The 24,349-nt window shown below is 71.9% G+C and carries 19 protein-coding genes and 1 pseudogene; 12 read left to right on the top strand and 8 right to left on the bottom strand.

The features are described from left to right. The first annotated feature begins 159 nt into the window (after positions 1-159). The 4 genes from ABEB28_RS09515 (at position 160) to ABEB28_RS09500 (ending at position 7,559) form a co-directional block, all read left to right on the top strand. Positions 160-3,309: an efflux RND transporter permease subunit gene (locus tag ABEB28_RS09515; protein WP_345727616.1), complete on the top strand. Its 3,150-nt coding sequence runs from the start codon at positions 160-162 to the stop codon at positions 3,307-3,309. A gap of 108 nt (positions 3,310-3,417) precedes the next feature. Continuing rightward, positions 3,418-5,643, top strand: a complete 2,226-nt coding sequence (locus ABEB28_RS09510) for a TRAP transporter permease (RefSeq protein WP_345727615.1) — start codon at positions 3,418-3,420, stop codon at positions 5,641-5,643. Beyond that, positions 5,640-6,656 (top strand): TAXI family TRAP transporter solute-binding subunit, encoded by a 1,017-nt coding sequence (locus ABEB28_RS09505; RefSeq protein WP_345727614.1) that lies wholly within the window; start codon positions 5,640-5,642, stop codon positions 6,654-6,656. Before ABEB28_RS09510 ends, ABEB28_RS09505 begins: the two co-directional genes overlap by 4 nt. 486 nt (positions 6,657-7,142) lie before the next feature. After that, positions 7,143-7,559 (top strand): RpiB/LacA/LacB family sugar-phosphate isomerase, encoded by a 417-nt coding sequence (locus ABEB28_RS09500; RefSeq protein ID WP_345727613.1) that lies wholly within the window; start codon positions 7,143-7,145, stop codon positions 7,557-7,559. Between the two features lie 150 nt (positions 7,560-7,709). Here the strand turns inward: ABEB28_RS09500 and ABEB28_RS09495 are convergent. Then, positions 7,710-8,261 (bottom strand): annotated as a pseudogene (locus tag ABEB28_RS09495) (EamA family transporter); the annotation flags it as partial. A gap of 385 nt (positions 8,262-8,646) precedes the next feature. On the opposite strand from ABEB28_RS09495, the gene ABEB28_RS09490 reads away from it, so the two are divergent. Together ABEB28_RS09490 and ABEB28_RS09485 are read left to right on the top strand one after the other, a co-directional pair. After that, complete coding sequence (locus ABEB28_RS09490) at positions 8,647-9,540, top strand: LysR family transcriptional regulator (protein WP_345727612.1); 894 nt, start codon at positions 8,647-8,649, stop codon at positions 9,538-9,540. A 12-nt stretch (positions 9,541-9,552) separates the two neighbouring features. Next, positions 9,553-10,248 (top strand): adenylate kinase family protein, encoded by a 696-nt coding sequence (locus tag ABEB28_RS09485; RefSeq protein WP_345727611.1) that lies wholly within the window; start codon positions 9,553-9,555, stop codon positions 10,246-10,248. Here ABEB28_RS09485 and ABEB28_RS09480 read toward each other — a convergent pair. After that, a complete protein-coding gene (locus ABEB28_RS09480) occupies positions 10,243-10,992 on the bottom strand; it encodes an SDR family NAD(P)-dependent oxidoreductase (RefSeq protein WP_345727610.1) in 750 nt (249 codons plus the stop codon). The two genes, ABEB28_RS09485 and ABEB28_RS09480, sit on opposite strands and share 6 nt — an antisense overlap. Before the next feature lie 5 nt (positions 10,993-10,997). Continuing rightward, positions 10,998-12,530, bottom strand: coding sequence for a long-chain-fatty-acid--CoA ligase (locus ABEB28_RS09475; RefSeq protein WP_345727609.1), 1,533 nt, complete (start codon positions 12,528-12,530; stop codon positions 10,998-11,000). Positions 12,531-12,686: 156 nt separating this feature from the next. Here ABEB28_RS09475 and ABEB28_RS09470 point away from each other — a divergent pair, with 156 nt between their 5' ends. Continuing rightward, positions 12,687-13,373 (top strand): TetR/AcrR family transcriptional regulator C-terminal domain-containing protein, encoded by a 687-nt coding sequence (locus tag ABEB28_RS09470; RefSeq protein WP_345727608.1) that lies wholly within the window; start codon positions 12,687-12,689, stop codon positions 13,371-13,373. 39 nt (positions 13,374-13,412) lie between these two features. Here the strand turns inward: ABEB28_RS09470 and ABEB28_RS09465 are convergent, their stop codons facing one another. Next, complete coding sequence (locus ABEB28_RS09465) at positions 13,413-14,219, bottom strand: TetR/AcrR family transcriptional regulator (RefSeq protein WP_345727663.1); 807 nt, start codon at positions 14,217-14,219, stop codon at positions 13,413-13,415. Here ABEB28_RS09465 and ABEB28_RS09460 point away from each other — a divergent pair. Genes ABEB28_RS09460 through ABEB28_RS09450 form a run of 3 tightly spaced genes read left to right on the top strand, consistent with a single transcriptional unit; the run spans position 14,190 to position 17,539 of the window. Beyond that, entirely contained in the window at positions 14,190-15,347 is a 1,158-nt protein-coding gene (locus ABEB28_RS09460; protein WP_345727607.1) for an acyl-CoA dehydrogenase family protein, read from the top strand. The two genes, ABEB28_RS09465 and ABEB28_RS09460, sit on opposite strands and share 30 nt — an antisense overlap. Positions 15,348-15,392: 45 nt before the next feature. Then, on the top strand, positions 15,393-15,764 hold the full coding sequence (locus tag ABEB28_RS09455) for a DUF2203 domain-containing protein (protein WP_345727606.1): 372 nt from the start codon (positions 15,393-15,395) through the stop codon (positions 15,762-15,764). 11 nt (positions 15,765-15,775) lie between these two features. Next, the gene (locus ABEB28_RS09450; protein WP_345727605.1) at positions 15,776-17,539 is read left to right on the top strand and encodes an acyl-CoA dehydrogenase; all 1,764 of its coding nucleotides are present in this window, start codon (positions 15,776-15,778) and stop codon (positions 17,537-17,539) included. On the opposite strand, the gene ABEB28_RS09445 is transcribed toward ABEB28_RS09450, so the two are convergent. Next, positions 17,536-18,201 (bottom strand): DUF6308 family protein, encoded by a 666-nt coding sequence (locus tag ABEB28_RS09445; RefSeq protein WP_345727604.1) that lies wholly within the window; start codon positions 18,199-18,201, stop codon positions 17,536-17,538. The two genes, ABEB28_RS09450 and ABEB28_RS09445, sit on opposite strands and share 4 nt — an antisense overlap. A 152-nt stretch (positions 18,202-18,353) precedes the next feature. Between ABEB28_RS09445 and ABEB28_RS09440 the strand changes: the two genes are divergently transcribed. Then, positions 18,354-19,358 carry a glutathione S-transferase family protein gene (locus tag ABEB28_RS09440; RefSeq protein WP_345727603.1) on the top strand — a complete coding sequence of 335 codons (1,005 nt, stop codon included), beginning with the start codon at positions 18,354-18,356 and terminating at the stop codon, positions 19,356-19,358. A gap of 15 nt (positions 19,359-19,373) precedes the next feature. On the opposite strand, the gene ABEB28_RS09435 is transcribed toward ABEB28_RS09440, so the two are convergent. Continuing rightward, positions 19,374-20,309 carry a lytic polysaccharide monooxygenase auxiliary activity family 9 protein gene (locus ABEB28_RS09435; protein WP_345727602.1) on the bottom strand — a complete coding sequence of 312 codons (936 nt, stop codon included), beginning with the start codon at positions 20,307-20,309 and terminating at the stop codon, positions 19,374-19,376. Positions 20,310-20,627: 318 nt separating this feature from the next. On the opposite strand from ABEB28_RS09435, the gene ABEB28_RS09430 reads away from it, so the two are divergent. Then, positions 20,628-21,674, top strand: coding sequence for a LacI family DNA-binding transcriptional regulator (locus ABEB28_RS09430; protein WP_345727601.1), 1,047 nt, complete (start codon positions 20,628-20,630; stop codon positions 21,672-21,674). Positions 21,675-22,173: 499 nt separating this feature from the next. On the opposite strand, the gene ABEB28_RS09425 is transcribed toward ABEB28_RS09430, so the two are convergent. Continuing rightward, positions 22,174-23,112 (bottom strand): MBL fold metallo-hydrolase, encoded by a 939-nt coding sequence (locus tag ABEB28_RS09425; RefSeq protein ID WP_345727600.1) that lies wholly within the window; start codon positions 23,110-23,112, stop codon positions 22,174-22,176. 225 nt (positions 23,113-23,337) lie between these two features. Then, positions 23,338-24,177 (bottom strand): hypothetical protein, encoded by an 840-nt coding sequence (locus ABEB28_RS09420; RefSeq protein ID WP_345727599.1) that lies wholly within the window; start codon positions 24,175-24,177, stop codon positions 23,338-23,340. Positions 24,178-24,349: the final 172 nt, after the last annotated feature.

Raw genomic sequence — 24,349 nt, 5'->3', positions numbered from 1 at the left:
TCCGGCCACGCCGCGTAGCCCGCCTCCGCGGGCTGTGGCTGACTACCGGCCGGGGCCTGCTGACGTCCATTGCAGGGCGGAAGCAGACTCCGACCGCCGGAGCAAGGCCCGGCGCGTCCGGGATCCCATTTGTCGTGTGCCGATCGGAGAAGCACCGCCATGTCCTTCCTGGCCAGGTTCAGCCTCGCCAACCGGGCTCTCATCGCGTTGATCACGATCGCGGTCACCGCGTTCGGGCTGATCGCGATCCCGGCGCTCAAGCAGCAGCTGCTGCCCTCCTTGGAGATCCCCGCGGCGTTCATCACCGCGCAGTACAGCGGTGCCTCCCCGGACGTCGTCGAGAGCCAGGTCACCGAGCCGATCGAGGACGCCGTACGCGGCGTCGCGGGAGTCACCGGGACCACGTCGAACTCGCTGGAGGGCTTCGCCACCGTCCAGGTGGAGCTGGAGTACGGCACCGATATCGGGGCGACCGTCAACAAGCTCCAGCAGGCGCTCGACCGGGCCCAGCTGCCGGCCGACGTCGATCCGTCGATCCTCTCCGGGGGCACCGACGACCTGCTGCCCGCGGTTGTGCTCTCGGCGTCCGGCGGCGACACCGCAGCGTTGGCGCAGAAGCTGCAGAAGACCGTGCTGCCGGAGCTCAACGGCATCGACGGCGTCCGTGAGGCGTCGTTGACCGGCGCACCGGACAAGACCGTCGTGATCCGCCCCGACCTGACGAAGCTGGCCGCCGCCGGGCTGACGCCGCAGGCGATCAGCGCCGCGATCAGCGGCGGTGGCACCGCGGTCCCGGCCGGATCGGTCGCTTCGGGCACCCAGGCACTGACGGTTCAGGTCGGCGGCGCCTACTCGTCGCTGGACGACCTCGAGAATCTCTATCTCACGCCTACCTCGGGCTCGGGCACCGGGACCGACGCGGGCTCCGGGACGACGCCGGCCGCATCGGTCAAGCTGGGTGACATCGCGTCCGTCGAGTCGGTCGAGACCCCCGCGACGTCGCTGACCCGGACGAACGGCAAGGAGAGCCTCGGCATCAGCGTGACGATGACGCCGGACGGCAACGCCGTCGACATCTCGCACGCGATCAGCGACCAGCTCGACGACTGGACCGAGGCGCTCGGTGACGGCGCCGAGCTGACGATCGTCTTCGACCAGGCGCCGTTCATCGAGAAGTCGATCAGCAGCCTGGCGACCGAGGGCGGCCTCGGCCTGGTGATGGCCGTCATCGTCATCCTGGTGTTCCTGCTGTCGGTTCGGTCGACGCTGGTGACCGCGGTCTCGATCCCGCTCTCGGTGCTGATCGCGCTGATCGTGATGTGGGCCGACGGCCTCTCGCTCAACGTCCTGACGTTGGGCGCGCTGACGATCGCGATCGGCCGGGTCGTCGACGACTCGATCGTGGTCCTGGAGAACATCAAACGGCACCTGGGCTACGGCGAGGAGAAGGTCACCGCGATCTTCAACGGCGTCCGCGAGGTGGCCGGCGCGGTCACCGCGTCGACGCTGACCACGGTCGCGGTGTTCCTGCCGATCGCGCTCGTCGGCGGCTTGGTCGGCGAACTGTTCCGGCCGTTCGCGATCACCGTGACCGTCGCGCTGCTGGCCTCGCTCGTCGTCGCGCTGACGATCGTCCCCGTGCTCGCCTACTGGTTCCTGCGGCAGCCGGCCAACACGTCGGACGCTGAGGCGGTCCGCGCAGCGGCCGAGGAGAAGGAACGCCGCGGGCTGCTGCAGCGGATCTACGTGCCGGTCATCGGCTTCGCGGTCCGACGTCGCTGGACGACGATCGCGATCGCGATCGTCGTGCTGATCGCGACGCTCGGCATGGTGCCGTTCCTCAAGACGAACTTCCTCGACCAGTCGGGGCAGAACACGCTCAGCCTCACCCAGACGATGCCGGTGGGCACCGGCCTGACCACCACCGACGCCGCTGCGAAGAAGGTCGAGGCGGTGCTCGCGGACTTCCGCGCCGACGGCGACCTGGAGTCCTACCAGGTGACGATCGGCGGCGGTGCGTTCCCGGGGGTCGGCGGCTCGGGTAACCAGGCGAGCTACCAGCTCACCGTGAACGAGGACGAGGACACCGCAGAGGTCCAGGAGGAGATCGAGGAGAAGCTGAACGCGCTGTCCGACGCCGGTGAGATCGAGGTCGGCAGCGCACAGTCCGGCGTCGGCGGCAGCGAGCAGCAGGTCGTCGTCCAGGCGGCGGACGAGGCGGCGCTGCGGACGGCCACCGAGGCCGTCACGAAGGCGATGGAGTCCGTCGACGGGCTGGACGACGTCAGCAGCGACCTCGCGGAGAGCACGCCGCGGGTCGACGTGTCGCTCAAGGACCAGGTCGCGGCGCGGTACGGGCTCACCGAGGGCACGCTCGGCCAGATCGTCGCGGCGGCGTTCCGCGGCACGCCGGCGGGTCAGGTCGTGATCGAGGGCGTCGAGCAGCCGATCACGGTGCTCGCCGCGGCGCCGCCGGCCACCGTCGAGGCGGTACGGGCGATCCAGATCCCGACCGCAGCGGGGGCCGTCCGGCTGAGCACGGTCGCGGACGTCCGGACCGAGCCGGGGCCGGTCGAGATCACCCGGATCGACGGCGCCCGCAGCGCGACGGTCAGCGGGACGCCGAGCGGCGACAACCTCGGGACGATCACCGCGGACCTGCAGAAGAAGCTGGACGCGCTGGACCTCCCGGCGGGCGCGAGTTACACGCTCGGCGGCGCGTCGGAGGACCAGGCCGAAGCGTTCCAGCAGCTCGGGCTCGCAGTGCTGGCGGCGATCGCGATCGTCTTCATCGTCATGGTGGCGACGTTCCGCAGCCTGATCCAGCCGCTGATCCTGCTGGTGTCGATCCCGTTCGCGGCGACCGGTGCGCTGCTCCTGCTGCTGGTCAGCGACACCGCGCTGGGCGTCCCGGCGCTGATCGGCATGCTGATGCTGGTCGGCATCGTGGTCACCAACGCGATCGTCCTGATGGACCTGGTCAACCAGTACCGGCGCGACGGCATGCCGGTCGTCGAGGCGGTCGTCGAGGGTGGGCGGCACCGTCTGCGCCCGATCCTGATGACCGCTGCCGCGACGATCTTCGCCCTGATCCCGATGGCCCTCGGCCTCACCGGCGAGGGCGGCTTCATCTCGCAGCCGCTGGCGGTCGTCGTCATCGGTGGTCTGATCAGCTCGACGCTGCTGACGCTGGTGCTGGTGCCGGCCCTCTACACGCTCGTCGAAGGCCGTAAGGACCGGAAGGCCGAGAAGCGTCGTCGGAAGGCGGAGGCCGCCGCCGCGCGGGAGCCGGAGCCCGCGCACTCCTGAGGGCGCCGCTACCCCGCCGTCGACCGGTCGGCGGGGTAGCGCTTTTCCGAGCAACTACCGTCGAAACAAGACATCCGCGTAGATGTCCGTAGTTGGTAGGGTCCCGGCATGGCCGCCCCTCCGACCGCGGCGCCGGAGCTCGTCGTGCGCGACGAGGAGCAACCGGCGCGGCGTCTGGCTGGACGGCTCGGCCTCGCGGTGTCGGCCGCCAGTGCTGCCGTCACGCTGTTCGCGGTCTACCAGGCGCTCCGGCCGCTCCCGCAGGGTGGCCAGTTCTACTTGATCCTCTTCCTCGCGGCCGTGCTGCCGCTGGTGTTCCTCTCGTACCGCAGCCGTGCCCGAGCCACCGGGGACCGTCCGTCCGTTCCGGACTGGGTACTGGCCGCGACCGCGCTCGTCGTCGGGGCCTACCCGGTCCTGGTCGGCTACGACGCGTTCCTCGACCGCCAGGGCCTGCTCGATCCGCTCGACGTCGCTGCCGGCAGCGTCCTGCTCGTGCTGCTGCTCGAAGCCTGCCGGCGGACGACCGGATGGGTGTTGCCCGCCGTCTGCCTGCTGGCGCTGGGGTACTGCTACTACGGGGGATACCTGCCGCAGTCGTGGTCGATCGCCCACGCGGGGCTCGACGCCGACCAGATCATCGACGCGCTCTACAACTCCGGCAGCGGCTTCTACGGCACCCCGCTGGACGTCGCCGCCACCTACATCGTGCTGTTCACGCTGTACGGGGCGGTGCTCAGCCACTCCGGCGCGGGGCGGTTCTTCGTCGACCTGTCGGTGGCCGCGTTCCGCCGTTCGCGCAGTGCGGCCGGGCGTACCGCGGTGGCGGCGGGGTTCCTGCTCGGCACGGTCTCCGGGAGCGGCACCGCGACCGCGGTGAGCGTCGGCGCGGTCACCTGGCCGATCCTGCGGCGGGCCGGCTATCCGGCGGAGCACGCCGGCGGCATGCTCGCGGCGGCCGGGGTCGGCGCGATCCTCTCCCCGCCGACGCTCGGCGCGGCCGCGTTCATCATCGCCGAGTACCTCGACGTCTCGTACCTGGCGGTGCTGGGTTGGGCCACGGTGCCGACCCTCCTCTACTACCTGGGGATCCTGCTCGCGGTCGAGATCGACGCCCGCCGGTTCGGCGTCCGCGCGGTGGAGCTGGCCGCCCGATCGCCGTGGCGCCTGCTGGCCCGGTTCGGGTATCACTTCGCGTCGCTCTTCGTCATCCTGCTGTTGCTGTTCCTGGGCCGGCCGGTGACCGAGGCGGTGCTGATCGCGACCGCCGTGGCGTTCGGCCTGTCCTTCCTCGACCGGTCGGCGGCCCTGACGCCGCGGCGGCTGTCCGCCGCCTTCGCCGAGGGCGGCCGGGGCGTGCTCACGGTGACCGTGGTCTGCGCCGCCGCCGGGATCATCACCGCGACGATGACGAAGACCGGTCTCGCGGCGCAGACCGCGTCCCTCCTGGTGGACGGGGCACGGTCGATCGTGGACGACCCCGTCGCGACGCTCGCGCTCACCGCCGTGCTGGCGGCGGTCGCGCTGGCACTGTTGGGGCTGGCGGTGCCGGTCACCGCATCGTTCATCATCGGCTGGGTCGTGATCGGACCGGCGCTGCTGGAGCTGGGCGTCCCGGCCGCGGCCGCGGCGATGTTCGTCTTCTACTACTCGGTGCTCTCCGAGGTGACGCCGCCGACCGCGCTGGCTGCGGTGGGCGCCAGCGCGGTGACCGGCGGGTCGGCCATCCCAACGATGTGGCAGGCGCTGAAGTACGCGCTGCCGGCGTTCCTGGTGCCGCTCGCGTTCGTGCTGACCGACGCGGGCGAGGGGCTGCTCGGCCTGGGCGGCACGCTCTCGGTCGTGGTCGCGACCGCGGTCGCGGCGCTCGGTGTCACCGCGCTGGCGGCGGCGACCGGCGGGTGGGTGCTGGGCGTCGGCCCGGTGGGCCGGGTCGGCCGAGGGCTCGCCGGGCTCGCCGCGCTGCTGCTGCTCTACCTGCGACCGGTGCCGGTCGCAGTCGGCTCGGTACTGCTCGCCGCGGCGGTGGCTGCGGCGCTGGTGACCCGCCGTCGTGCTTCTGCTCCCAGTTCGGCGGACGCTGTTCCGCGCGCGTCCGTGGGCACGGGCGCTGCGGCGGGGGGCGAGGTGCCGGCGGGGGACGCGGTGGCGGGTGACGCGGTGGCGGCGGAGGCGTCGGCCGTGAGGTCGGGGGACGCCGTGGAGCGTGCGGCGGCTCCCGCGCCTGGCGGGTCCAGCGGGGCGGCGCAGAGTGCGGCGTCGTCCGGGGCGGCGTCGGCAGAGTCGGGGGACGACGGGTCGGACGACGGGCGCAGACCAGGAGGCGTGGCATGAAGCGACGATGGATTCGGCTGGTCGGGAGCGCGGTGGCGCTCAGCGTCGGCGCGGCGAGTTTGGCCGGTTGCGGCGGGCGGCGGGACGAGGCGACGACCGACGACGCGGACGCCCCGGTGACGTGTGAGGTCGAGAAGGACACCCGGATCAGCATCGCCACCGGGAACGCGACCGGCGTGTACTTCGCGCTCGGCAACGCGTACGCCGCGCAGATCGCGTCCGCGACCGGGGGCCGGGTGAAGGCCACCGCCGCGGAGACCGGAGCGTCGGTGCAGAACATCCAGCAGCTGGTCCGCGGTGACTACCAGGTCGCGTTCTCGCTCGCCGACAGCGCCGCCGATGCGGTCGCCGGCGAGGGCGCCTTCGACAGCGGACCCCAGCCGATCCGCGCGCTGGCCCGCATCCACACCAACTACACCCAGGTCATCGCCCGAACCGGCACCGGCATCTCCCGGGTCGAGGACCTCCGAGGGAAGCGAGTCTCGACCGGCTCGCCGAAATCCGGCACCGAGGTGATCGCCAACCGGCTGCTGGAGTCCGCGGGCCTCGACCCGGCGAAGGACGTCCGGGCGCAGCGGCTGGACCTCGCCAAGACCGTCGACGCGATGAAGAGCGGGACGATCGACGCGATGGTGTGGTCAGGTGGGCTCCCGACGCCCGGCGTCACCGACCTGTTCACGACCGCGCGGGACCGGGTCACGTTCGTGGACATCACCCCGCTGCTGCCGGCGATGCGGAAGATCAGCCCGGAGTACGAGCAGGCGTCGATCCCGGCCGCCACGTACCGGACGCCCGCTGCGGTGCCGACGATCGCGGTGCCGAACCTGCTGCTGGTCGAGGAGACGCTCGACGCGAACCTGGCGTGCGTGCTCACGAAGGCACTGTTCGACAAGCTGCCCGCGTTGGTGGCGGCGAACAAGGCCGCCGAGGACATCACGCTCGAGTCCGCACGGAGCACCGAGCCGGTGAAGCTGCACCGTGGCGCCCAGAAGGCGCTGGACGACCTGGGCTGAGCAGATTTCCGGGAAGTCCGCCCCCCGCCGCGCTCACCTTCGCCTGGGAGGACGTTCACACGCGCCCTGCCGGGTCGCCGCCGAGGTGACTGCGGTTCTGCCGGCTCGCGGCTGGCAGGGGCGGCCGGGGTCAGGCGAATGCACCCACACTCTTCCTGCTGGACGACCTGCCTACGGGTCCCACTGCCGTGCTGAACAGCCGTCGGGGCGGTGCCCCAGCGTGCCACGCGGGGGAGGGCTGTTGCCGGAGGCACGCATCGGGGGCCCCGCCACGCCTACGGCACCCACGCCGCGCAGCGCGGAGGCGGAGCAGCGCGGCGGACTTCCCGAAAGGCGGCTCGCGCGGGTCACGGCGATCCGTGGGTGGCGTTCGGTGGTGCGAACGTGGCGCAGCTGGTGGGGCTGCGTCCGCGGGCCAGCGCTGGGCTTCCCGGAAATCCGTGATCGGCGGCGGCGTCGACGACTGGCCCGAACTAGTCTCAGATCATGCGGATCGCGTTCGCGGCGGACGACACCAACGAGTGCGTAGACGCCGTCCGGGACTTCCTGGCGAAGGACCACGAACTCGTCACGATCGAGGACTCGTGGCCGGTGATGTCACGCCGGGTCGCCGAGGCGGTCGTCGCCGGGCACGCGGACTACGGCGTCCTCATGTGCTGGACCGGCACCGGAACCGCGATCGCCGCGAACAAGGTTCCCGGGGCGCGGGCCGCCACCGTGGCGGACGCGTGGACGGCCCGTGGGGCGCGACTCTGGAACGACGCCAACGTCGTCGCGCTGAGCCTCAAACGGTTGGCGCCGGACGTCGCGGTCGAGTGCGTGACGGCGTTCCTCTCCGAGCCGGAGCCGGATCCGGACGAGGCGGCGAACATCGCCCTGCTCCACGACCTCCCCGACGCCTGACGCTCCGGCCGCCCCGGTGGCTGCGCCCACCCCCGCTGGTCGCCCGCCCGACGACACGGGCCGCGGCGCCGGGCGGCCCGTCGACGCGGGCATCCCGGACGCCGCACGTCCCGGCCGCGGCTCGGCGGTGACGCCGACGCCGGCGAGCACCACCAAGCCGATCGCGAGCACTTGCGGAAGCGTCAGCGCCTGCCCCAGCACCAGCCACCCGGCCAGCGCCGCCACGGCCGGTCCCAGGCTCATCAGCACGCCGAACACGCGCGGCGGGAGACGACGCAGCGCGAGCAGGTCCAGCGCGTAGGGCAGCGCGGACGACAGCACCCCGACCACGCACCCGAGCGCGAACGCCGTCGGCTCGAACCCGGTAGCGACTCCGATCGGCCCGACCGCGATCGCCGCCACCACCGCGGAGAGGGCCAGCCCGGACAGCCCTCCGCCGTCGGCGTCCCCGAGCCGTCGGTTGAGCACGATGTACCCGGCCCAGCACGCCGCGGCCACCAGCGCGAGGAGGATCCCGACGGCGTCCGGGTCGCCGAGGCCACCACCCAGCAGGACCACGCCGGCGAGCGCGCAGGCCGCCCATCCGGCGTCCCGCCACCGCCGGGACAACGCCAGCGACAACCCCAGCGGACCGAGGAACTCGATCGTGATCACCGCACCCAGCGGGAGCCGGTCCAGCGCCAGGTACACACACGTGTTCATCGCGGCGGTCAGCAGCCCGAACGTCACGGGCGTCCGCCATCGGCCCAGACCGGACGCGCGCCCGCCGTCCCGGGCCCCGCCCGCCGCCGAGGCGCTCCCACCGCGCCCCGCCGCGGATGCCTTTCCGCGCGCCACCGCCCGCGCGACCCCCGCCGCGATCCCGAGCGCCGCGGCGGCCCCGACCAGCCGGGCGGCGACCGTCCCCAGCGGCCCCAGCGCTCCGAACAGGGTCGCGGCCAGCGCGGCCCCGAACTGCAGCGAGCACACGGCCGCGAGCACCAGCCCGACCCCTTCGCCCGTCGTCCGTCGTGTCATGCCGCCGACGCTGCCAGCACGGGACCTCGGTCCGGAAATACCTTTTCGGCAGCACTTATGCTCGGCCGGCATGGACGTAGAACTGCGTCACCTGCGTGCGCTGGTCGCGATCGTCGAGGCGGGCACCGTCACCGCCGGCGCGGCCCGGCTGGGGATCGCCCAGCCCGCGCTCTCCCGGACGCTGCGCCAGTTGGAGAACCGCGTCGGCGCGACGCTCGTCGACCGCTCGACCCGTCACCTGGAGCCGACGCCCCGCGGGCAGGCGCTCTACGACCGGGCGCGGGTGATCCTCGCGGCGGTCGACGACGCGCTGGCGGAGGCGGTCGGGTCGCGTCCGCTGCGCTTGGGGTACGCCTGGGCGGCGCTCGGTAGCCACACGACGCCGCTGCTGCGCGCGTGGCGCGACGCCCATCCGGACGTCCCGGTCGAGGTTCATCGGGTGGACACGCTGACCGCCGGGCTCGAACGCGGGCTGGTCGACGTCGCCCTGCTGCGGTCGCGGCCGGAGGACGCCGGCGTGCGTGGGTATCCGCTCTACCGCGAGCCACGGCTGGCCGCGCTGCCCGACGTGCACCCGCTGGCCGGCGCGGGCGTTCTGGAGCTCGGCGACCTGAGCGACCAGACCATCGCACTCTGCCCCCCGATCGGCACGACGAGCCTCGACCTGTGGCCGGCCGACCGGCGTCCGACGGCGGTGGTCGAGGTGGGCAACGTCGACGACTGGCTCAACGTCATCGCGTCCGGAGGAGCGGTTGGCGTGACCGCGGCCGGAACCCGGCACACGCACCCGTACCCGGGCGTCGTCTACCGGCCGCTACGCGGGGTCGAACCGATCACGGTCTACGTGGCGTGGGCCGACGGCCCGGCCCACCCCGCGCTGGCCGACTTCCTCACTCACGTGCGCGACGTCGTCGCGCAGCCCGAGCGAGCGGCGCGCACGCTGGCGGTCCTCCCGCCGGGGTGAGAAGGTCCGACCATGCGCAAGTACGTGATCATGGGAGTCCAGGGCAGCGGGAAAGGCACCCAGGCGACGATGCTCGCCAACGATTTCGACCTGGTCCAGGTCAGCGTCGGCGACATGCTCCGGTGGCACGTTCAGCACCACACCAAGATCGGGGCCCAGGTACGCCGGACCGTAGCCACCGGTGAGCTGGTCAACGACGACCTGGTGGGTTCGCTGGTCCGGAACCGGCTGGAGCAGCACGACTGGAACTTCGGCTTCATCATCGACGGGTTCCCGCGTAACCGGCCGCAGGCGGAGTTCTTCCTGGAGAGCTACGACATCGACGGCGTGATCCACCTGGAGCTGCCCGACGACGAGGTGCGCCGCCGGGTGCTCAACCGACGGCTTTGCACCCGCTGCGGGATGGACTACAACCTGATCGCCCACCGACCTCAGGTGGAGGGCCGGTGCGACGTCTGCGGGGGCGAACTGGCCACTCGCGAGGACGACGCCGAGCACGCGTTGGAGGCCCGGCTGCGCGACTACCACACCAAGACGAATCCCGTGCTCGAGCTGTTCCGCCGCAAGGAGTTCGTCGTCTCGATCGACGCGCGGCCGGACAAGATCATGGTCCAGCGGCAGATCCGGACCGAACTGGGCCTGCCGATCACCCGCGGTCCGGAGAACCGGCCCCGCAACGTGGTGGAGAATCCGCCGCAGAAGTCATGACCCCTCCGGGTCGTGGCCGAGCGCGGTGCGTCCACCGTCGACCGGCAGCACGACCCCGCTGACGAAGCCGGCGTCCGGACCGAGCAGGAACGCGACCGCGGCGGCCACCTCCGAGGCCCGCGCCACCCGGCCGAGCGGGTGCAGCCGGGCCATCTCGGCCTCGACCTCCGGGTGGGCGGCGACGTACTCCCGGTAGCGCGCGGTGTCGACCGACCCCGGCGCCACCACGTTCGCCCGAATGCCCTCCGGGCCGTACTCCACCGCGACCGCCCTGGTCAGGCCCTCGATCGCGGACTTCGCGGTGACGTAGGGCAGCGAACCGGGGACGGCGAGCCGCGCCTGCCAGGACGAGATGTTCACGATCGAGCCGCCGGCTCCGCCGAGCCGGAACCGGCGCACCGCGACCGTCGAGCCGACGACGACCAGGTCGACGTTGCGTCGGATCGCCGCCGACACGTCCTCGGTGGACGCCGCGTGCAGCGACAGGTCGCGGAACACCGCCGCGTTGTTGACCCAGCCGGTCAGCGTCCCGAGCTCGGCCGCGACGTCGGCGGCCCGCTCCATGGCGAGCTCGTCCGACGCGTCGGCAGGCACCGCGACCGCGCGCGGGTGCTCGGCGGTCCACTGCAGCGCGACGGCGTCCCGGTCGACGGCGGCTACCGCGCCGCCGTCGTCCAGGAGCCGTTCGACGATCGCCCGGCCCAGGCCCTGCCCGGCGCCGGTCACCACAAAGGAGTCCGTCATGCCTCTCAACGGTACTGCTGGCGCAACTCCCGCTTGAGCACCTTCAGGCTCGGGCCCAGCGGCAGCTGGTCGACCACCTCGACGCGGCGCGGGTACTTGTGCCGTCCGAGGTGCTCCTTCGCGAACTCGACCAGAGCGTGGGTGTCGAGCGGCGTCTCGGTCGCCGGGTCGGCGACCACTACCGCGCAGATCTCCTCGCCGTGCACCGGGTCGGGCACCCCGATCACCGCGGCCTCGGACAGCCCGGGGTACCGGAGCAGCACCTCCTCGACCTCCCGCGGGTACACGTTGAACCCGCCGCGGATGATCAGGTCCTTCTTGCGGTCGACGATCGTGATGAAGCCCTCGGCGTCCTTGGTGCCGAGGTCGCCGGTGCGGAACCAGCCGTCGACGAGCGCCGCCGCGGTCGCCTCCGGGTTGCCGAGGTACCCGCTGAACACGTTGTGCCCGCGGATCACGATCTCGCCGAGCTCGCCGGTGGGCAGCAGCTCGATGCGTTCGTCGATCTCGGCCCGGGCGATCTCCACGTCGATGCCCCAGAGCGAGTGCCCGACCGAGCCGGCCTTGGTGCCGAAGTGCGGCTGGTTCACCGACGCGGTCGGCGACGTCTCGGACAGCCCGTAACCCTCGTAGACCGGCGTGCCGAACGTCTTCTCGAACGCTTCCAGCACCGGGACCGGCAGCGACGCGCCACCGGAGACCGCGATCTTGAGCTGGGGCAGCTCGGGCAGGTCGCGCGCCACCTCCACCAGCCGGACGTACATCGTCGGCACGCCGTGGAACGTGTTGACGTTCTCCCGCCGCATCAGCGCGATCGCGTCCGCGGCGTCGAAGCGGGGGAGCAGCACGACCGTCGCGCCGACCCGCCACATCGTGTTCAGGCTGACCGTCTGCCCGAACGAGTGGAAGAGCGGCAGCGCGCCCAGCGCGATGTCGTCCGGCCGGGCGTCGTTCGCATCGAACGCGTTGACGGTCGCGTTGAGCACCATGTTCAGGTGGGTGAGCACGGCGCCCTTCGGGCGGCCGGTGGTTCCGCTCGTGTAGAAGATGACCGCTGGGTCGTCCGCCTGCCGGCTGAGGTGCAGCGGTAACGGCTCGGCGTCGAGGTCTTCGAAGCGGGGGACGCCGTCCAGCTGCGGCACCGCTGGCCCGAGGGTGAGCGTCCGGACGCCGACCGCGGCCCCGGCGGCCAGCCCGACCTGCGCCACCGCGACGTGGCAGAGCAGCAGCGTCGCCCCGGAGTCGCGCAGGACGTGCTCGACCTCCTCGGCCGAGAGGAGCAGGTGCACCGGGACCACGACGCCGCCCGCGGCGAGGATCGCGTAGTAAGCCCGGGGGAACTCGGCGGTGTTCGGCGCCATCAGTGCGACCCGGTCACCGGGGCGGACCCCGGCCTCCACCAGCGCGGCGGCCTGCGTGCGCACCTGCTGCCACATCTGCGCGAAGGAGATTCGCTGCTCGCCCTCGATCAGCGCGAGGTGATCGGGACGGCGGCGTGCCGATTCGGCCAGGATGCTGGCCAGCGAGAGGGTCGTCATGAATCGGAAGTTAGCAGCGCTAGTTTCTCGTCGGACGTTTTCCCGCCGAACTGCCCTGCAAAGATGGGGTCCATGGCTCCCGCTTCGCGGGGCCATGGCCCGATCCTGCTTCGGCTGATGTCGGTCGGCAGATCCACCGGCGCAGAGGAGTTGCCTATGGCGCGCCCCCGCCGACCGCTGCTGAGCCGCGAGCGCATCGTCGCCGCTGCGCTCCTACTGGTGGACGCGGAAGGCCTGGACGCGCTCTCCACGCGACGGCTGGCCGGCGAACTGGGGGTCAGCGGACCGTCGCTCTACAACCACCTGGCCACCAAGGAAGAGTTGCTCGACGCGATCGTCGACACCGTGGTCGGCGAGGTGGACATCTCGATGTTCGCGACGCTGGCCGCGCCCGGCGGCGGGGTCGGCTGGCGGGCCGCGCTGCACGCGTGGGCCCACTCGTACCGGGCAGCGCTGGCCGCCCACCCGAACATGGTCCCGGTGCTGGCGCAGGGGCCTGGGCACCGCCCGAACGCGCTCCGGCTCGCCGACGCCGTGTTCGGCGGGCTGGTCGACGCCGGGTGGCCGCGCGGTCAGGCCACCCGGATCGGGGCGCTGATGCGGTACTTCGTCACCGGCTCGGCTCTGGGCTCGTTCGCGCGCGGTTTCCCGGACGACGCTCGGGTGTACGCGGGTCGGTACCCGCACCTCTCCGAGGCGCACCTGCTCGCCGACCACCAGCGCGCGATCGACGACGGCGCGTTCGAGGCAGGTCTGGAAGCGCTGCTCGACGGCCTCGAACTCCGCTACTCCCGCCTGGTCGGCGCCCGTCCGCCCGCCGCCGCGCCCGGCAGCGCCGACTGACGCGCCACCCGAGGGGCGACCCTGGAGTGCAGCTCTGCGTCAAGCGGTGGTGCTGTGGGGGCCCGGTCGGCGGTAGCGGCGCGGGCGGTACTCGACGACCGTGAGCGCGATGCCCACGTACCGGTCGATAAGCTCGGTCAGCGGCACTGGGCCGTCGGGGCGGTACCACTGGGCGACGGCATTGCAGGCCGCGATGATCGTGCGGCGCGCGTCGTCGGGCTGCGGCGTGCGGAACAGCCCCTGTGCGACGCCGTCGGCGATGACCTCCCGGAATCGGCCGGTGGCCTCCGCCTGCCGCGTGCGCAGTGCCGCGTGCTGCTCGGCGTTGAGGCTCCGGCCCTCGGTGAGCTCCAGCTGGCTACTCCCGCGTGGCCCGCTGCGGAACCGGATCAGCGCCTCGACCAGAGCCTCCAGCCGCTCGGCTGGATCGTCGCCGACGCGCGCCAACGCGTCGAGGCAGGCCTGGTCGTAAACCTCCATGCCCTCGTCGAGCAACGCGTAGAGCAGCTCCTGCTTGCCGCCGTAGTAGTGGTACAGCGCCGACAGGCTGACCGCGGCGCGCTGCGCGATGTCGCGGATCGATGCGCTGCCGTAACCGCGCTCGGCGAACTCCACTCGGGCGGCGGCGAGCAGCGCTTCGTGGCCGGGTGGCCGGAGCGGGGTGGTGGGCAGGGTTACCTCCTGATTGCGGACGGTCAGCCTAACGCTTGTTCGCTCACTCGGGCTTTTCCAGTGCCTTCGTTCCGCTGGACAGCGCCTAGTACCCGGAAGTAACTTAACGAACGTCCAGCGGGTTACCTGAGAGGACGACGCGCCGTGCGCCGAACCGTATTCAACGAGGACCACGAGGCGTACCGCGCCACGATTCGCGACTTCATCCAATCCGAGGTCGTGCCGGTCTACCCGACGTGGGAGGAGGCCGGCCACCCGCCGCGCGACTTCTACCGGCGCCTCGGCGAGCTGGGCGTCTTCGGCATCGAGGTGCCCGAGGAGTACGGCGGCGCGGGCGAGCACAGCTTCAAGTTCTCCGCGGTCACCAGCGAGGAGCTGGCCAAGGCCGGGGTGAGCTTCGGCGGTTCCAGCGTGCACACCGCACTCTGCCTGCCCTACCTGCTGGCCTACGGCAACGACGAGCAGAAGAAGCGCTGGCTGCCGGGCTTCGTCAGCGGCGACATCATGACCGCGATCGCGATGACCGAGCCCGGCACCGGCTCGGATCTCGCCGGCATGAAGACCACCGCCAAGCTCTCGCCGGACGGCACCCACTACGTCCTCAACGGTGCGAAGACGTTCATCACCGGTGGTGTGCTCGCCGACCGCGTCCTCGTCGTCTGCCGGACCGCCCCGGCGACCAAGGAGGACCGCCGCGGCGGCTTGAGCATCCTCGTCGTCGACACCAAGAGCGAGGGCTACCAGGTCGGCCGCAAGCTGGAGAAGCTCGGCCTCCGCACGTCCGACACCGCCGAGCTCTCCTTCACCGACGTCAAGGTGCCGGTCGAGGACCTGCTCGGCGAGGAGGGCAAGGCGTTCTCCTACCTGACGCACAACCTCCCGCAGGAGCGGCTCGGTATCGCGGTCGGCGCGTACGCGCAGGCGGCGGCGGCCGTGGGGTTCGCGCTGGCGTACGTCCGCGAGCGCACCGTGTTCGGCCAGCCGGTGGCCGGCTTCCAGAACACGAAGTTCGTGCTCGCCGACTGCCAGACCGAGGTGGAGGCCGCGCAGGCGGTCGTCGACCGTGCGCTGGACGCCCACGACCTCGGTGAGCTGACCGCGGCCGACGCCGCGAAGGCGAAGCTGTTCTGCACGGACGTGGCGTCCCGGGTGATCGACAAGTGCCTGCAGTTGCACGGCGGCTACGGCTACATGCTCGAGTACCCGATCGCCCGCCTCTACGCCGACAACCGCGTCAACCGCATCTACGGCGGCACCAGCGAGGTCATGCGCACCATCATCGCGAAGTCGCTGGGGCTCTGAGGGCACGGCCCAGGCGCCTGAGGCGCCTGGGCCTAGGCTCCGTGCATGAGTCTGTTCACGCCTGCCGAAGCGCGCGAGGAGCTGGACCGGTTGCTGCCGGTGCTCGACGAGATCGTCACGCTCCGGGCGGACGCCGCTGAGCTGGCGGCCGCCGTCCAGCTGAACGGGCCGCCCACCGACCTCGGCGGGCTCCCGGAGTTCAAGGCGGCGCAGGCCCGGCTCGACGAGCTGATGACGACGGTGCAAGAGACCGGTGCGGAGCTGAAGAGCCTCGCGCCGCTGTTGATCGACTTCCCGGCCGACCTCGACGGCGTGCCGGTACTGCTCTGCTGGCTCGAGGGCGACCGCAGTCTCGCCTGGTACCACCGCACGGATCTCGGATTCGCGGGCCGGAGGCCCCTACCTCCCGACGACTAAGGAGATCGCCGATGGCGTCGCTGCTGCTGTCGAGGCGTGACCTGGACTTCCTGCTCTACGAGTGGCTGGACGTCGAAGCGCTGACCAAGCGGGCGTACTACGCCGACCACTCGCGGGACACGTTCGACGCCGCGCTGGACCTGGCGCAGGAGGTCGCGACCGAGCACTTCGCGACCCACAACAAGCGCGCCGACGCCGAGGAGCCGCAGTTCGACGGCGAGCGCGTGACGATGATCCCCGAGGTCAAGCAGGCGCTCGACGTCTTCGCAGAGACCGGGCTGCTGGGCGCGGCGCTCCCGGGCGACGTCGGCGGCGGGCAGCTGCCGGGCGTCGTCGCGCGGGCGTGCTTCGCCTGGTTCCAGGCGGCGAACGTCGGCACCTCGGCCTACCCGTTCCTGACGCTCGGCAACGCGAACCTGCTGCTCACGTACGGCAGCCCGGAGCTGGTGGACCGATACGTCCGCCCGATGCTCTCCGGCCGCTTCCACGGGACGATGTGCCTCTCCGAGCCGCAGGCCGGCTCCTCGCTGGCCGACATCGTGACCCGCGCCGAGCCCCAGGACGACGGCACCTACCGGCTGTTCGGCAACAAGATGTGGATCTCCGCCGGCGACCACGAACTGGGCGAGAACATCGTCCACCTGGTGCTGGCGAAGATCCCCGGCGGGCCGGCAGGCGTCAAAGGCATCTCGCTGTTCGTCGTGCCGAAGTTCCTCCCGGACGGCGCGCGGAACGACGTCGTCCTGGCCGGTCTGAACCACAAGATGGGCTACCGGGGCACCACCAACACGATGCTCAACTTCGGTGAGCAGGGCGCCGGGGCCGTGGGGTACCTGGTCGGGGAGCAGCACCGCGGCCTGACCTACATGTTCCACATGATGAACGAGGCGCGGATCGGCGTCGGAGGCGGCGCGACCGCGCTCGGGTACACGGGGTACCTCAAGGCCCTCGACTACGCGCGCAGCCGTCCGCAGGGTCGTCCGGTCGCGGCGAAGGACCCGCAGGCCCCGCAGGTGCCGATCATCGAGCACCCGGACGTCCGGCGGATGCTGCTGGCGCAGAAGTCCTACGTGGAGGGCGCGCTCGCGCTCAACCTCTACTGCGCCCGGCTGCTGGACGAGGAGCGGACGGCTCCGGAGACCGCTGACCGGGAGCGGGCCCACCTGCTGCTCGACGTCTTGACGCCGATCGCGAAGAGCTGGCCGTCCCAGTGGTGTCTGGAGGCCAACAACCTGGCGATCCAGGTGCACGGCGGGTACGGCTACACCCGGGAGTACGACGTCGAGCAGCACTACCGGGACAACCGCCTGAACCCGATCCACGAGGGAACGCACGGCATCCAGGGCCTCGACCTGCTCGGCCGGAAGGTCGTCATGCAGGGCGGCGCCGGCCTGGGACTGCTCGGCGCGACGCTGGGGGAGACCGTGGCGCGCGCCGTCGCGGCCGGTGGTGAGGCGGCAGCGCTGGGCACTGCGCTCGCGGCGGTCGCCGAGCGGATCGGGACGGTGACGGCCACGCTGTGGGGGACCGGTGACCCCGAGGTCGCACTGGCCAACGCGTCGATCTACCTCGAGGCGGTCGGGCACACCGTGGTGGCGTGGATGTGGCTCGAGCAGTTCCTCGCCGCGGACGGGCAGGAGGGCGCGTTCTACGACGGCAAGCGCCAGGCCGCTCGGTACTTCTTCCGCTACGAGCTCCCCAAGACCGCCCCTCAGTTCGGCCTCCTGGCGTCCCTGGACCGCACCACCCTCGACACCGACCCCGCCTGGTTCTAACTGGCGGCCTCCACCGTGTCCTCGTAGCCGTGCATCCAGACCGCGGCGTCGAGGATGCGCAGCAGGCTGATGTCGGAGACGCCGCCGATCTCGTCCCGGATCGAAGCCAGCGACTTCGCCCGCTCGGGGTCCTGGTGGAACCACGTGTGCAGGCAGTGGGTGATCTCCCGCGGCTTACCCAGCACGCGCGCCACCACGATGTCGTAGCAGGGCAGCAGGTGCGGCCGCTTCCGGGCCAGCAGCTTGGTGGCGGTCATCCGGCCCAGGTGCGGGAAGTCGTCGCTGAGCAGCATGCTCGCGAGCGTCCCGGCGGCGGAGGCCGCGTCGATCTCCGATTTCGGGGCCTCGTGGAGCGGGGTGTGCGGGATCCGTCGCAGCAGCGCGGACAGGCGGTTGGCGTGCGTCTCCAGGATCGCGATCGCGGACACCGGCTTGATGTCGGTCCCGAGGCAGCGCACCGCAGTGAGGTCGGCCGCGGTGAACTGATGCGCGACCTCGGGACGGTCGCCGCCGCCGTCGAGGCGCTCGAACCGGGCGCCGGTGTACAGGTCGGTGTTGAAGTACCGGCCGACGTTGACGATCGCGGCCGCGCGGAGATCTCCGTAGACGAACCGGTCCAGGGTGTGGTGCGCGAACTGGTAGTCGGGTGAAGTCTCGGACACGCTGTCACCTGCGCTCTCGGTACTGAACCGGTCCGGGCCGGCACTCACGTCCAATATAAGTGTGTATTTCCGTTTTAGGCGAGACGTAGCGGATGCGAGGCGCACCGACGGCGGCCTACGGTCGCGGCAGAGCGACGAGGAACGGAGCCCTCATGAGCACCACCGGAACGCAGGAGAAGGAGTTCGAGCGCGCGCCGAACCATTTCACCGACCGGGTCGGATCTCCCGATTGGCCGCTCGAGCCCGGGCGGTACCGCCTGGTCATCAGCCGGGCCTGCCCGTGGGCGAGTCGCGCGGTCATCGTCCGGCGGCTGCTCGGGCTCGAGTCGGCGCTCTCGATGGCGATCGCCGATCCCATACAAGGCAAGCACGGTCAGGACGAGCGGAGCTGGCGGTTCACGCTGGATCCGGACGGGCGGGACCCGGTGCTCGGCATCGAGTTCCTCGGCGAGGCGTATTTCGCGCGGGAGCCGGAGTACGACGGCGGTATCAGCGTTCCGGTGATCGTCGACGTGCCCAGCGGCAAGCTGGTCACGAACGACTATCCGCAGATCACGCTGAACCTGGAGATGGAGTGGGCCCCGCTGCACCGACCGGGCGCGCCCGACCTCTACCCCGAGCCGCTGCGGGACCAGATCGACGAGGTCAACGACGCGGTGTTCCGGGACGTCAACAACGGCGTCTACATGGCTGGCTTCGCCACCCGCCAGCGGTCCTACGAGCGGGTCGCCAACCGGCTGTTCGACCGCCTCGACGCACTGGAGGAGCGGCTAGCGGCCCGCCGGTACCTGGTCGGCGACACGATCACCGAGGCGGACATCCGGCTCTGGGTGACGCTGGTCCGGTTCGACGCGGTGTACCACGGCCACTTCAAGTGCAACCGCCGCAAACTCACCGAGTACCCGGCGCTCTGGGCGTACGCCCGCGACCTGTTCCAGACGCCGGGCTTCGGTGACACGGTCGACTTCGACCACATCGCCCGGCACTACTACCAGGTCCACCGGAACATCAACCCGACCGGGATCGTGCCGATCGGCCCGGACTTGCGGCTGTGGCTGACGCCGCACGGCCGGGAGGAACTCGGTGGCCGGCCGTTCGGCGACGGAACACCGCCCGGCCCGGTACCGCCTGGCGAGACGGTGCCTCCGATCGGCTGACCAGGGCGAACGGCGTCACCCACGGCGGTGGCGGGGGCGCGGGCGGTAGTACAGCGCGAGCAGGCCGATCGTCCCGATGACTCCGAGCGTCGCCGCGATACCGGCGATCAGCGGCCATCGGGACCCGCCCGCCTCCGCCGCCGGCTCCTGCGCGGCGACCGGCGACGGTTCGAGTTCCTCGGCGGCGTCCGGCACGCCGCCGGCGGCCGCGGTCGGTTCGTCGCCGTCGCCGGCGCTCCCGCCGTCGGCCGCTACCGCGGTGGGGCTCGACGCTTGCTCGCTCGGACGGGCCTCGGTGGTCTTCTCCGTGCCGATCGACGGCTGGAAGACGACGTCCGAGCAGGAGTAGTAGGTGTCCGCCGTGCTGGAGTTCTGCCAGATCGTGTAGATGACGTGGCGCCCGGCACGTCCGGCGGGCAGCCGCCCGGGCAGCACGTAGGCGTTGCCGGTGCGGCGCGGGTCGGTGACCGAGAGGAACGGCGCGGACTCCAGGTCGGCCCAGCGCAGCCGCTTCCCCGGCTGGTATCCGGGCTTGGTGACGTAGAGCCGGAACGTCCCGGCGTGCGGGATCGTCGTGCGGTACCTGAACGTGAACGCGGCGCCCGGCGTCACCTGCGTCGCCGGCCAGTCGACGCGGGGCAGGTCGAGCCCGGCGTACTGGGCCAGGCCGCCGCTGCAGAGCTTGCCGTTCGGGATCCTCGCGCGGTCCCGGCCGTTCACGCCGGCCACCCGCAGGTTGTCCCAGGCCGCTGCGGCGCCCGGCTCGCTGGCCGCGATCGCGGCCCGGCACGCCGCCGACCGAGCGGCCTTCCCGCCCTCGGTGCCGCACGCAGCGGCCCGGGAGACCGGAGCGGTGAGTGCGCCGTGTGCCGAGGCCGCGCCGGCCGGCAGGGACAGCGCGATCAGCACCCCGAGGAGCGCGCCGACGGCGGCCATCCGGAGCTTGTTCACCGGTGAACCCTCCTCCACCAAGGCAGCCACCACCGGAACAGGCGGTCGCCTACTCTGGGTACGCGCCGGGGCTACGAGGGGTTCACCGAGTCCGCGGCCGGCTCCCGGCGGAGCCCCATAACCCGTGGTATTGACAGCGACCTCCCACGTGCGCGGTACTGTGTCGTCGACATTGAGAAAGCGCTCTCTCTGAGCCTCGGTGCGGTGCTGGGCGGCTGTAGTCCCGGATCTGTCGCAAAGAGACGGTTGGGCGCACCTCGGATCCTCGGCCGCTGTGGTCAGGGCGTTCCGGTGGGCGTCGGAGATCGGGGGTGACGGGTGGCGAACGGGGTGCGCTCCGGCTGGGGTCCGCGGCCGACGCTGGACGCGGTGGCCGAGCTCGCGGGGGTGTCGCGAGCGACGGTGTCCCGGGTGGTGAACCAGTCTTCGAAGGTGGGCCCGGAGGTCAGGGCGCGAGTCGAGGACGCGATCCGCACGCTCGGATACGTGCCGAACCCGGTCGCCCGCAGCCTGGTGACCCGCCGGACCGACGCGGTGGCGCTGGTGGTCGGTGAGCCGTCGAACCTGGTGATGACCGACCCGTGGCTCTCCCGGTTGATCCTCGCCACCAGCCGAGAGCTCGGCGACGCCGGGCGTCAGGCCGTGCTACTGCTGACGGGGGGCGACGACGATCACGACCGGATCGCGCGGTACCTCGCCGGCGGACACGTCGACGGAGCGATCGTGCTGTCCGTGCACCGCACCGATCCGCTCTTGACGGCGCTGCGCGACCTCCCCGTCCCGGTGATGTTCGGCGGGCATCCCTGGGTCGACGACCTCGGAACCGCCGGATCGATCGACGTTGACCAGCGCGACGGCGCGCGACGTGCGGTCGAGCACCTCGTCGGCCTGGGACGCCGCCGGATCGCGACGATCACCGGGTCCCTCGACCAACGTGCGGCCGTCGAACGTCTGGACGGCTATCGCGGCGTGCTGGAGGGGTACCGGGAGTCGCTCGGCGAGCCGGACCCGGCGCTGATCGCGCACGGCGACTTCACCCGCGCGGGCGGTGAGCGCGCGATGGCCGAGCTGCTGGACCGTGCGCCCGACCTGGACGCGGTGTTCGCGGCCAGCGACCTCACCGCGGCCGGCGCACTCGGGGTACTCCGGCGCGCGGGTCGGCGGGTTCCCGACGACGTCGCGGTGATCGGCTTCGACGACCTGGAGGAGGTCGCGGCGTGGACCGAGCCGCCGCTGACCACCGTGCACCAGCCGGTCGGGGGGTTCGGGCGGCGGCTCGTCGAGGCGCTGCTGGAGATGTTGAGTGGTGGCGAACCGGTGCGGGAGGTTCTCCCCGTCCACCTAGTACTCCGCGCCTCCGCCTAGTGGGCGGTGGGCGGCCCGGTGAGGACGACGCTGCCCGCCGTCTCGCTCGGTTGTGACCAAAGCACGGTCACGGCCCTTGTGGGCGGCCCGGTGAGGACGACGCTGCCCGCCGTCTCGCTCGGTTGTGACCAAAGCACGGTCACGGCCCTTGTGGGCGGCCCGGTGAGGACGACGCTGCCCGCCGTCTCGCTCGGTTGTGACCAAAGCACGGTCACGGCCCTTGTGGGCGGCCCGGTGAGGACGACGCTGCCCGCCGTCTCGCTCGGTTGTGACCAAAGCACGGTCACGGCCCTTGTGGGCGGCCCGGTGAGGACGACGCTGCCCGCCGTCTCGCTCGGTTGTGACCAAAGCACGGTCACGGCCCTTGTGGGCGGCCCGGTGAGGACGACGCTGCCCGCCGTCTCGCTCGGTTGTGACCAAAGAACGGTCACGGCCCTCGCTGCGACGGAGGGGCAGCGCCGCCCTCACCGGGCTCCAGGTCCGTAACGCCGCTGGCGGGCTAGGCGTAGCAGGTCAGGGGCTTGCCGCCGTTGAAGGTCACCATGTCGCCGAGGACCTGGGGGATGTCGAGCGGCGTGCCGAGCGGGAGCCCGTCGAGCTCGGCGTAGGCGCGGTGCAGGTTGCCGACGATGCGCTCGCTGTCGGTCCACTCGGCGTACCGGCCGAGGTCGGTCTCCCGGGCGGCGTCCAGCGGGGAGAGCCCCGCGTCCTTCGCCGCCCGGGCGGTGTCCTGGACGAAGTGGAGGTACTCCAGCACGGTGCCGACGATCTCCGGGCCGCACACCGGCCCGTGCCCGGGGACGATCGTCGTCGCGCCCAGCGGGGCGATGACCTCGCTCAGCACGCTGATCGACCCCGCCACCGAGCCGGACATCAGGAACGGCGTGCCGCCGTTGAACACCAGATCGCCGGCGTAGAGCACCGATCGCTCCGGCACCCACACGATCGAGTCGTTCGTGGTGTGCGCCGGGGTGCCGACGTGCCGCACTTCGCAGCGGAGGTCGTCGACCCAGAGCGTCACCCCCTCGCGGTAGGTGAGGAACGGCGCCGCGGTCGGGAGCGTGCCCATGTCGAACGGCTCCCAGACGGCCTGGACCGGGGGCAGCCCGCGGAGCACCTCGTCCCGGGTGGCCTCGTGCGCGACGATCGCCGCCTCCCGGAACAGGGCGTTCCCCACGGTGTGATCGGGGTGGCTGTGGGTGTTCACCAGGACGCGCATCGGCTGGTCGGTCACCGACGTCACCGACTCGCGGAACGCGCGGGTGCGGCGTTCGGTCGCGCACGCGTCCACCAGCGTCACGCCGTCACGGCCGACGAGGAAGCCGGTGTTGTTGATGAACCAGCTGCCGTTGGGCTGCACGTACGCGTACAGCCCGCCGCCGAGATCCTCGATCCGGGCCGCGTCGATTCCGACGTGGTCGTGCGGTGACGTGCTCACTCCCGCTCCCTCCGGTTGCGGTGGAGCCGGCCGGACCCGGCTCCACCGCTGGCACCGTAGCGACCGCCGAGCCGGCCGTGCCCCGGAAACGCTCCGGGTCGCTCCGCGAGGGCCGGAGGCGAGACACGCCGCCGCAGGTGACGGTTCGTTTCGCCGCCCTCGGAGCGGCTCATCCCACAGTCGCCGGGGGCGGCTCGCTTCGCCGTGGCCGGGTTACCAGGCGCGTCACACGGAGGCCCGGTCACCTGCCAGGCTCGCCTCCTCCTCGGCGGGCCGGGCGCGAACGCCGGGGATCTCGCCGGCGGTGTCGGGGTGGCCGAGACCGTAGGCAGCGGTGTCGAGGCCGCGTCCGACCAGGCGCCACCGTGCCGGTGGGAGCGACAAGCGGCGCGCCGCCGCGGTGGATCGGTGGGTCGCGGTGAGCCGCTCCAGCGCCATCGCGGCCGCACCCCGGCTCGAGTGGACGCTGATGTGGTCGGACACCGTGCCGTATTGGTCGACCAGCCCTTCGATGGTCAGCACCCACACCGCCGAGCGGTACTCGTCGCGGGCGACCAGGTACCGCGCCTCCAGATCGCCGCCGGGAGTGCAGCCCAGCCGGTCGACGGTGTCGAGGACGCTGTGCGACAGCCGTAACTGGACCAGGCGGCGATGGGTGTGCAGTTCGGTGGCGCCGACGGTGGCCGCCAGTTCGCCCAGCGGCGTGCTGCGGCGCCAGGCCTCGATGAGGATCGAGTCGGCCGCCGGCGTCCAGTACGTGCCATTGCTGTGGGCCCGCCGGGACGCCCGCCAGTCGTACGCCGGGGTGCTGGTGAGCTGTTCGCGGAGCCAGTTCTCGGCGGCCGCCCCGCGCAGCGCGAGAGCGGGCGGGGTCAGCAGGCGCAGCGCGCCCCGGACGGCGCCCGTCGTGCGTTGGAGTTCTTCGGCGATCTGATCGACGCTCGAGCCTGCGGCCAGCGCGGCGACCACGGTGGAGTACTCCTCGTCGGTCCAGGGTTCGCCGGAACGCCGGGCCAGCACGCGGATCGGGGTCGCCTGGTCGTTGACGGTGCCCTGGGGAGTCATGAGTGTCGTCCCTCCGTCGTGGGATCAGCGACCGCCGAACAGCGGCCACTGACCTCTACGTTAGAACAGGGGTACGACAAAAACGCGGCCGTCGCCGGGGCGTCGCGAACCTCGTTGGGTGGTCCGGTGTGGAATTTCGACGACGCACCGGCGCCGTTCACCGAGGTCGTCC

It is taken from the genome of Cryptosporangium minutisporangium, from assembly GCF_039536245.1.
In the GTDB taxonomy this organism is placed as follows: Bacteria; Actinomycetota; Actinomycetes; order Mycobacteriales; family Cryptosporangiaceae; genus Cryptosporangium; species Cryptosporangium minutisporangium.
This window is presented reverse-complemented; position numbering and strand designations above follow the sequence as displayed.

Excerpts from the sequence above, each read along its gene's own strand:
- ABEB28_RS09470 (WP_345727608.1), top strand. The coding sequence starts at position 12,687 with ATGGCGCGCCCCCGCCGACCGCTGCTGAGCCGCGAGCGCATCGTCGCC.
- ABEB28_RS09490 (WP_345727612.1), top strand. The coding sequence starts at position 8,647 with ATGGACGTAGAACTGCGTCACCTGCGTGCGCTGGTCGCGATCGTCGAG.
- ABEB28_RS09515 (WP_345727616.1), top strand. The coding sequence starts at position 160 with ATGTCCTTCCTGGCCAGGTTCAGCCTCGCCAACCGGGCTCTCATCGCG.
- ABEB28_RS09450 (WP_345727605.1), top strand. The coding sequence starts at position 15,776 with ATGGCGTCGCTGCTGCTGTCGAGGCGTGACCTGGACTTCCTGCTCTAC.
- ABEB28_RS09475 (WP_345727609.1), bottom strand. The coding sequence starts at position 12,530 with ATGACGACCCTCTCGCTGGCCAGCATCCTGGCCGAATCGGCACGCCGC.
- ABEB28_RS09500 (WP_345727613.1), top strand. The coding sequence starts at position 7,143 with ATGCGGATCGCGTTCGCGGCGGACGACACCAACGAGTGCGTAGACGCC.
- ABEB28_RS09485 (WP_345727611.1), top strand. The coding sequence starts at position 9,553 with ATGCGCAAGTACGTGATCATGGGAGTCCAGGGCAGCGGGAAAGGCACC.
- ABEB28_RS09480 (WP_345727610.1), bottom strand. The coding sequence starts at position 10,992 with ATGACGGACTCCTTTGTGGTGACCGGCGCCGGGCAGGGCCTGGGCCGG.
- ABEB28_RS09420 (WP_345727599.1), bottom strand. The coding sequence starts at position 24,177 with ATGACTCCCCAGGGCACCGTCAACGACCAGGCGACCCCGATCCGCGTG.
- ABEB28_RS09510 (WP_345727615.1), top strand. The coding sequence starts at position 3,418 with ATGGCCGCCCCTCCGACCGCGGCGCCGGAGCTCGTCGTGCGCGACGAG.
- ABEB28_RS09440 (WP_345727603.1), top strand. The coding sequence starts at position 18,354 with ATGAGCACCACCGGAACGCAGGAGAAGGAGTTCGAGCGCGCGCCGAAC.
- ABEB28_RS09505 (WP_345727614.1), top strand. The coding sequence starts at position 5,640 with ATGAAGCGACGATGGATTCGGCTGGTCGGGAGCGCGGTGGCGCTCAGC.
- ABEB28_RS09455 (WP_345727606.1), top strand. The coding sequence starts at position 15,393 with ATGAGTCTGTTCACGCCTGCCGAAGCGCGCGAGGAGCTGGACCGGTTG.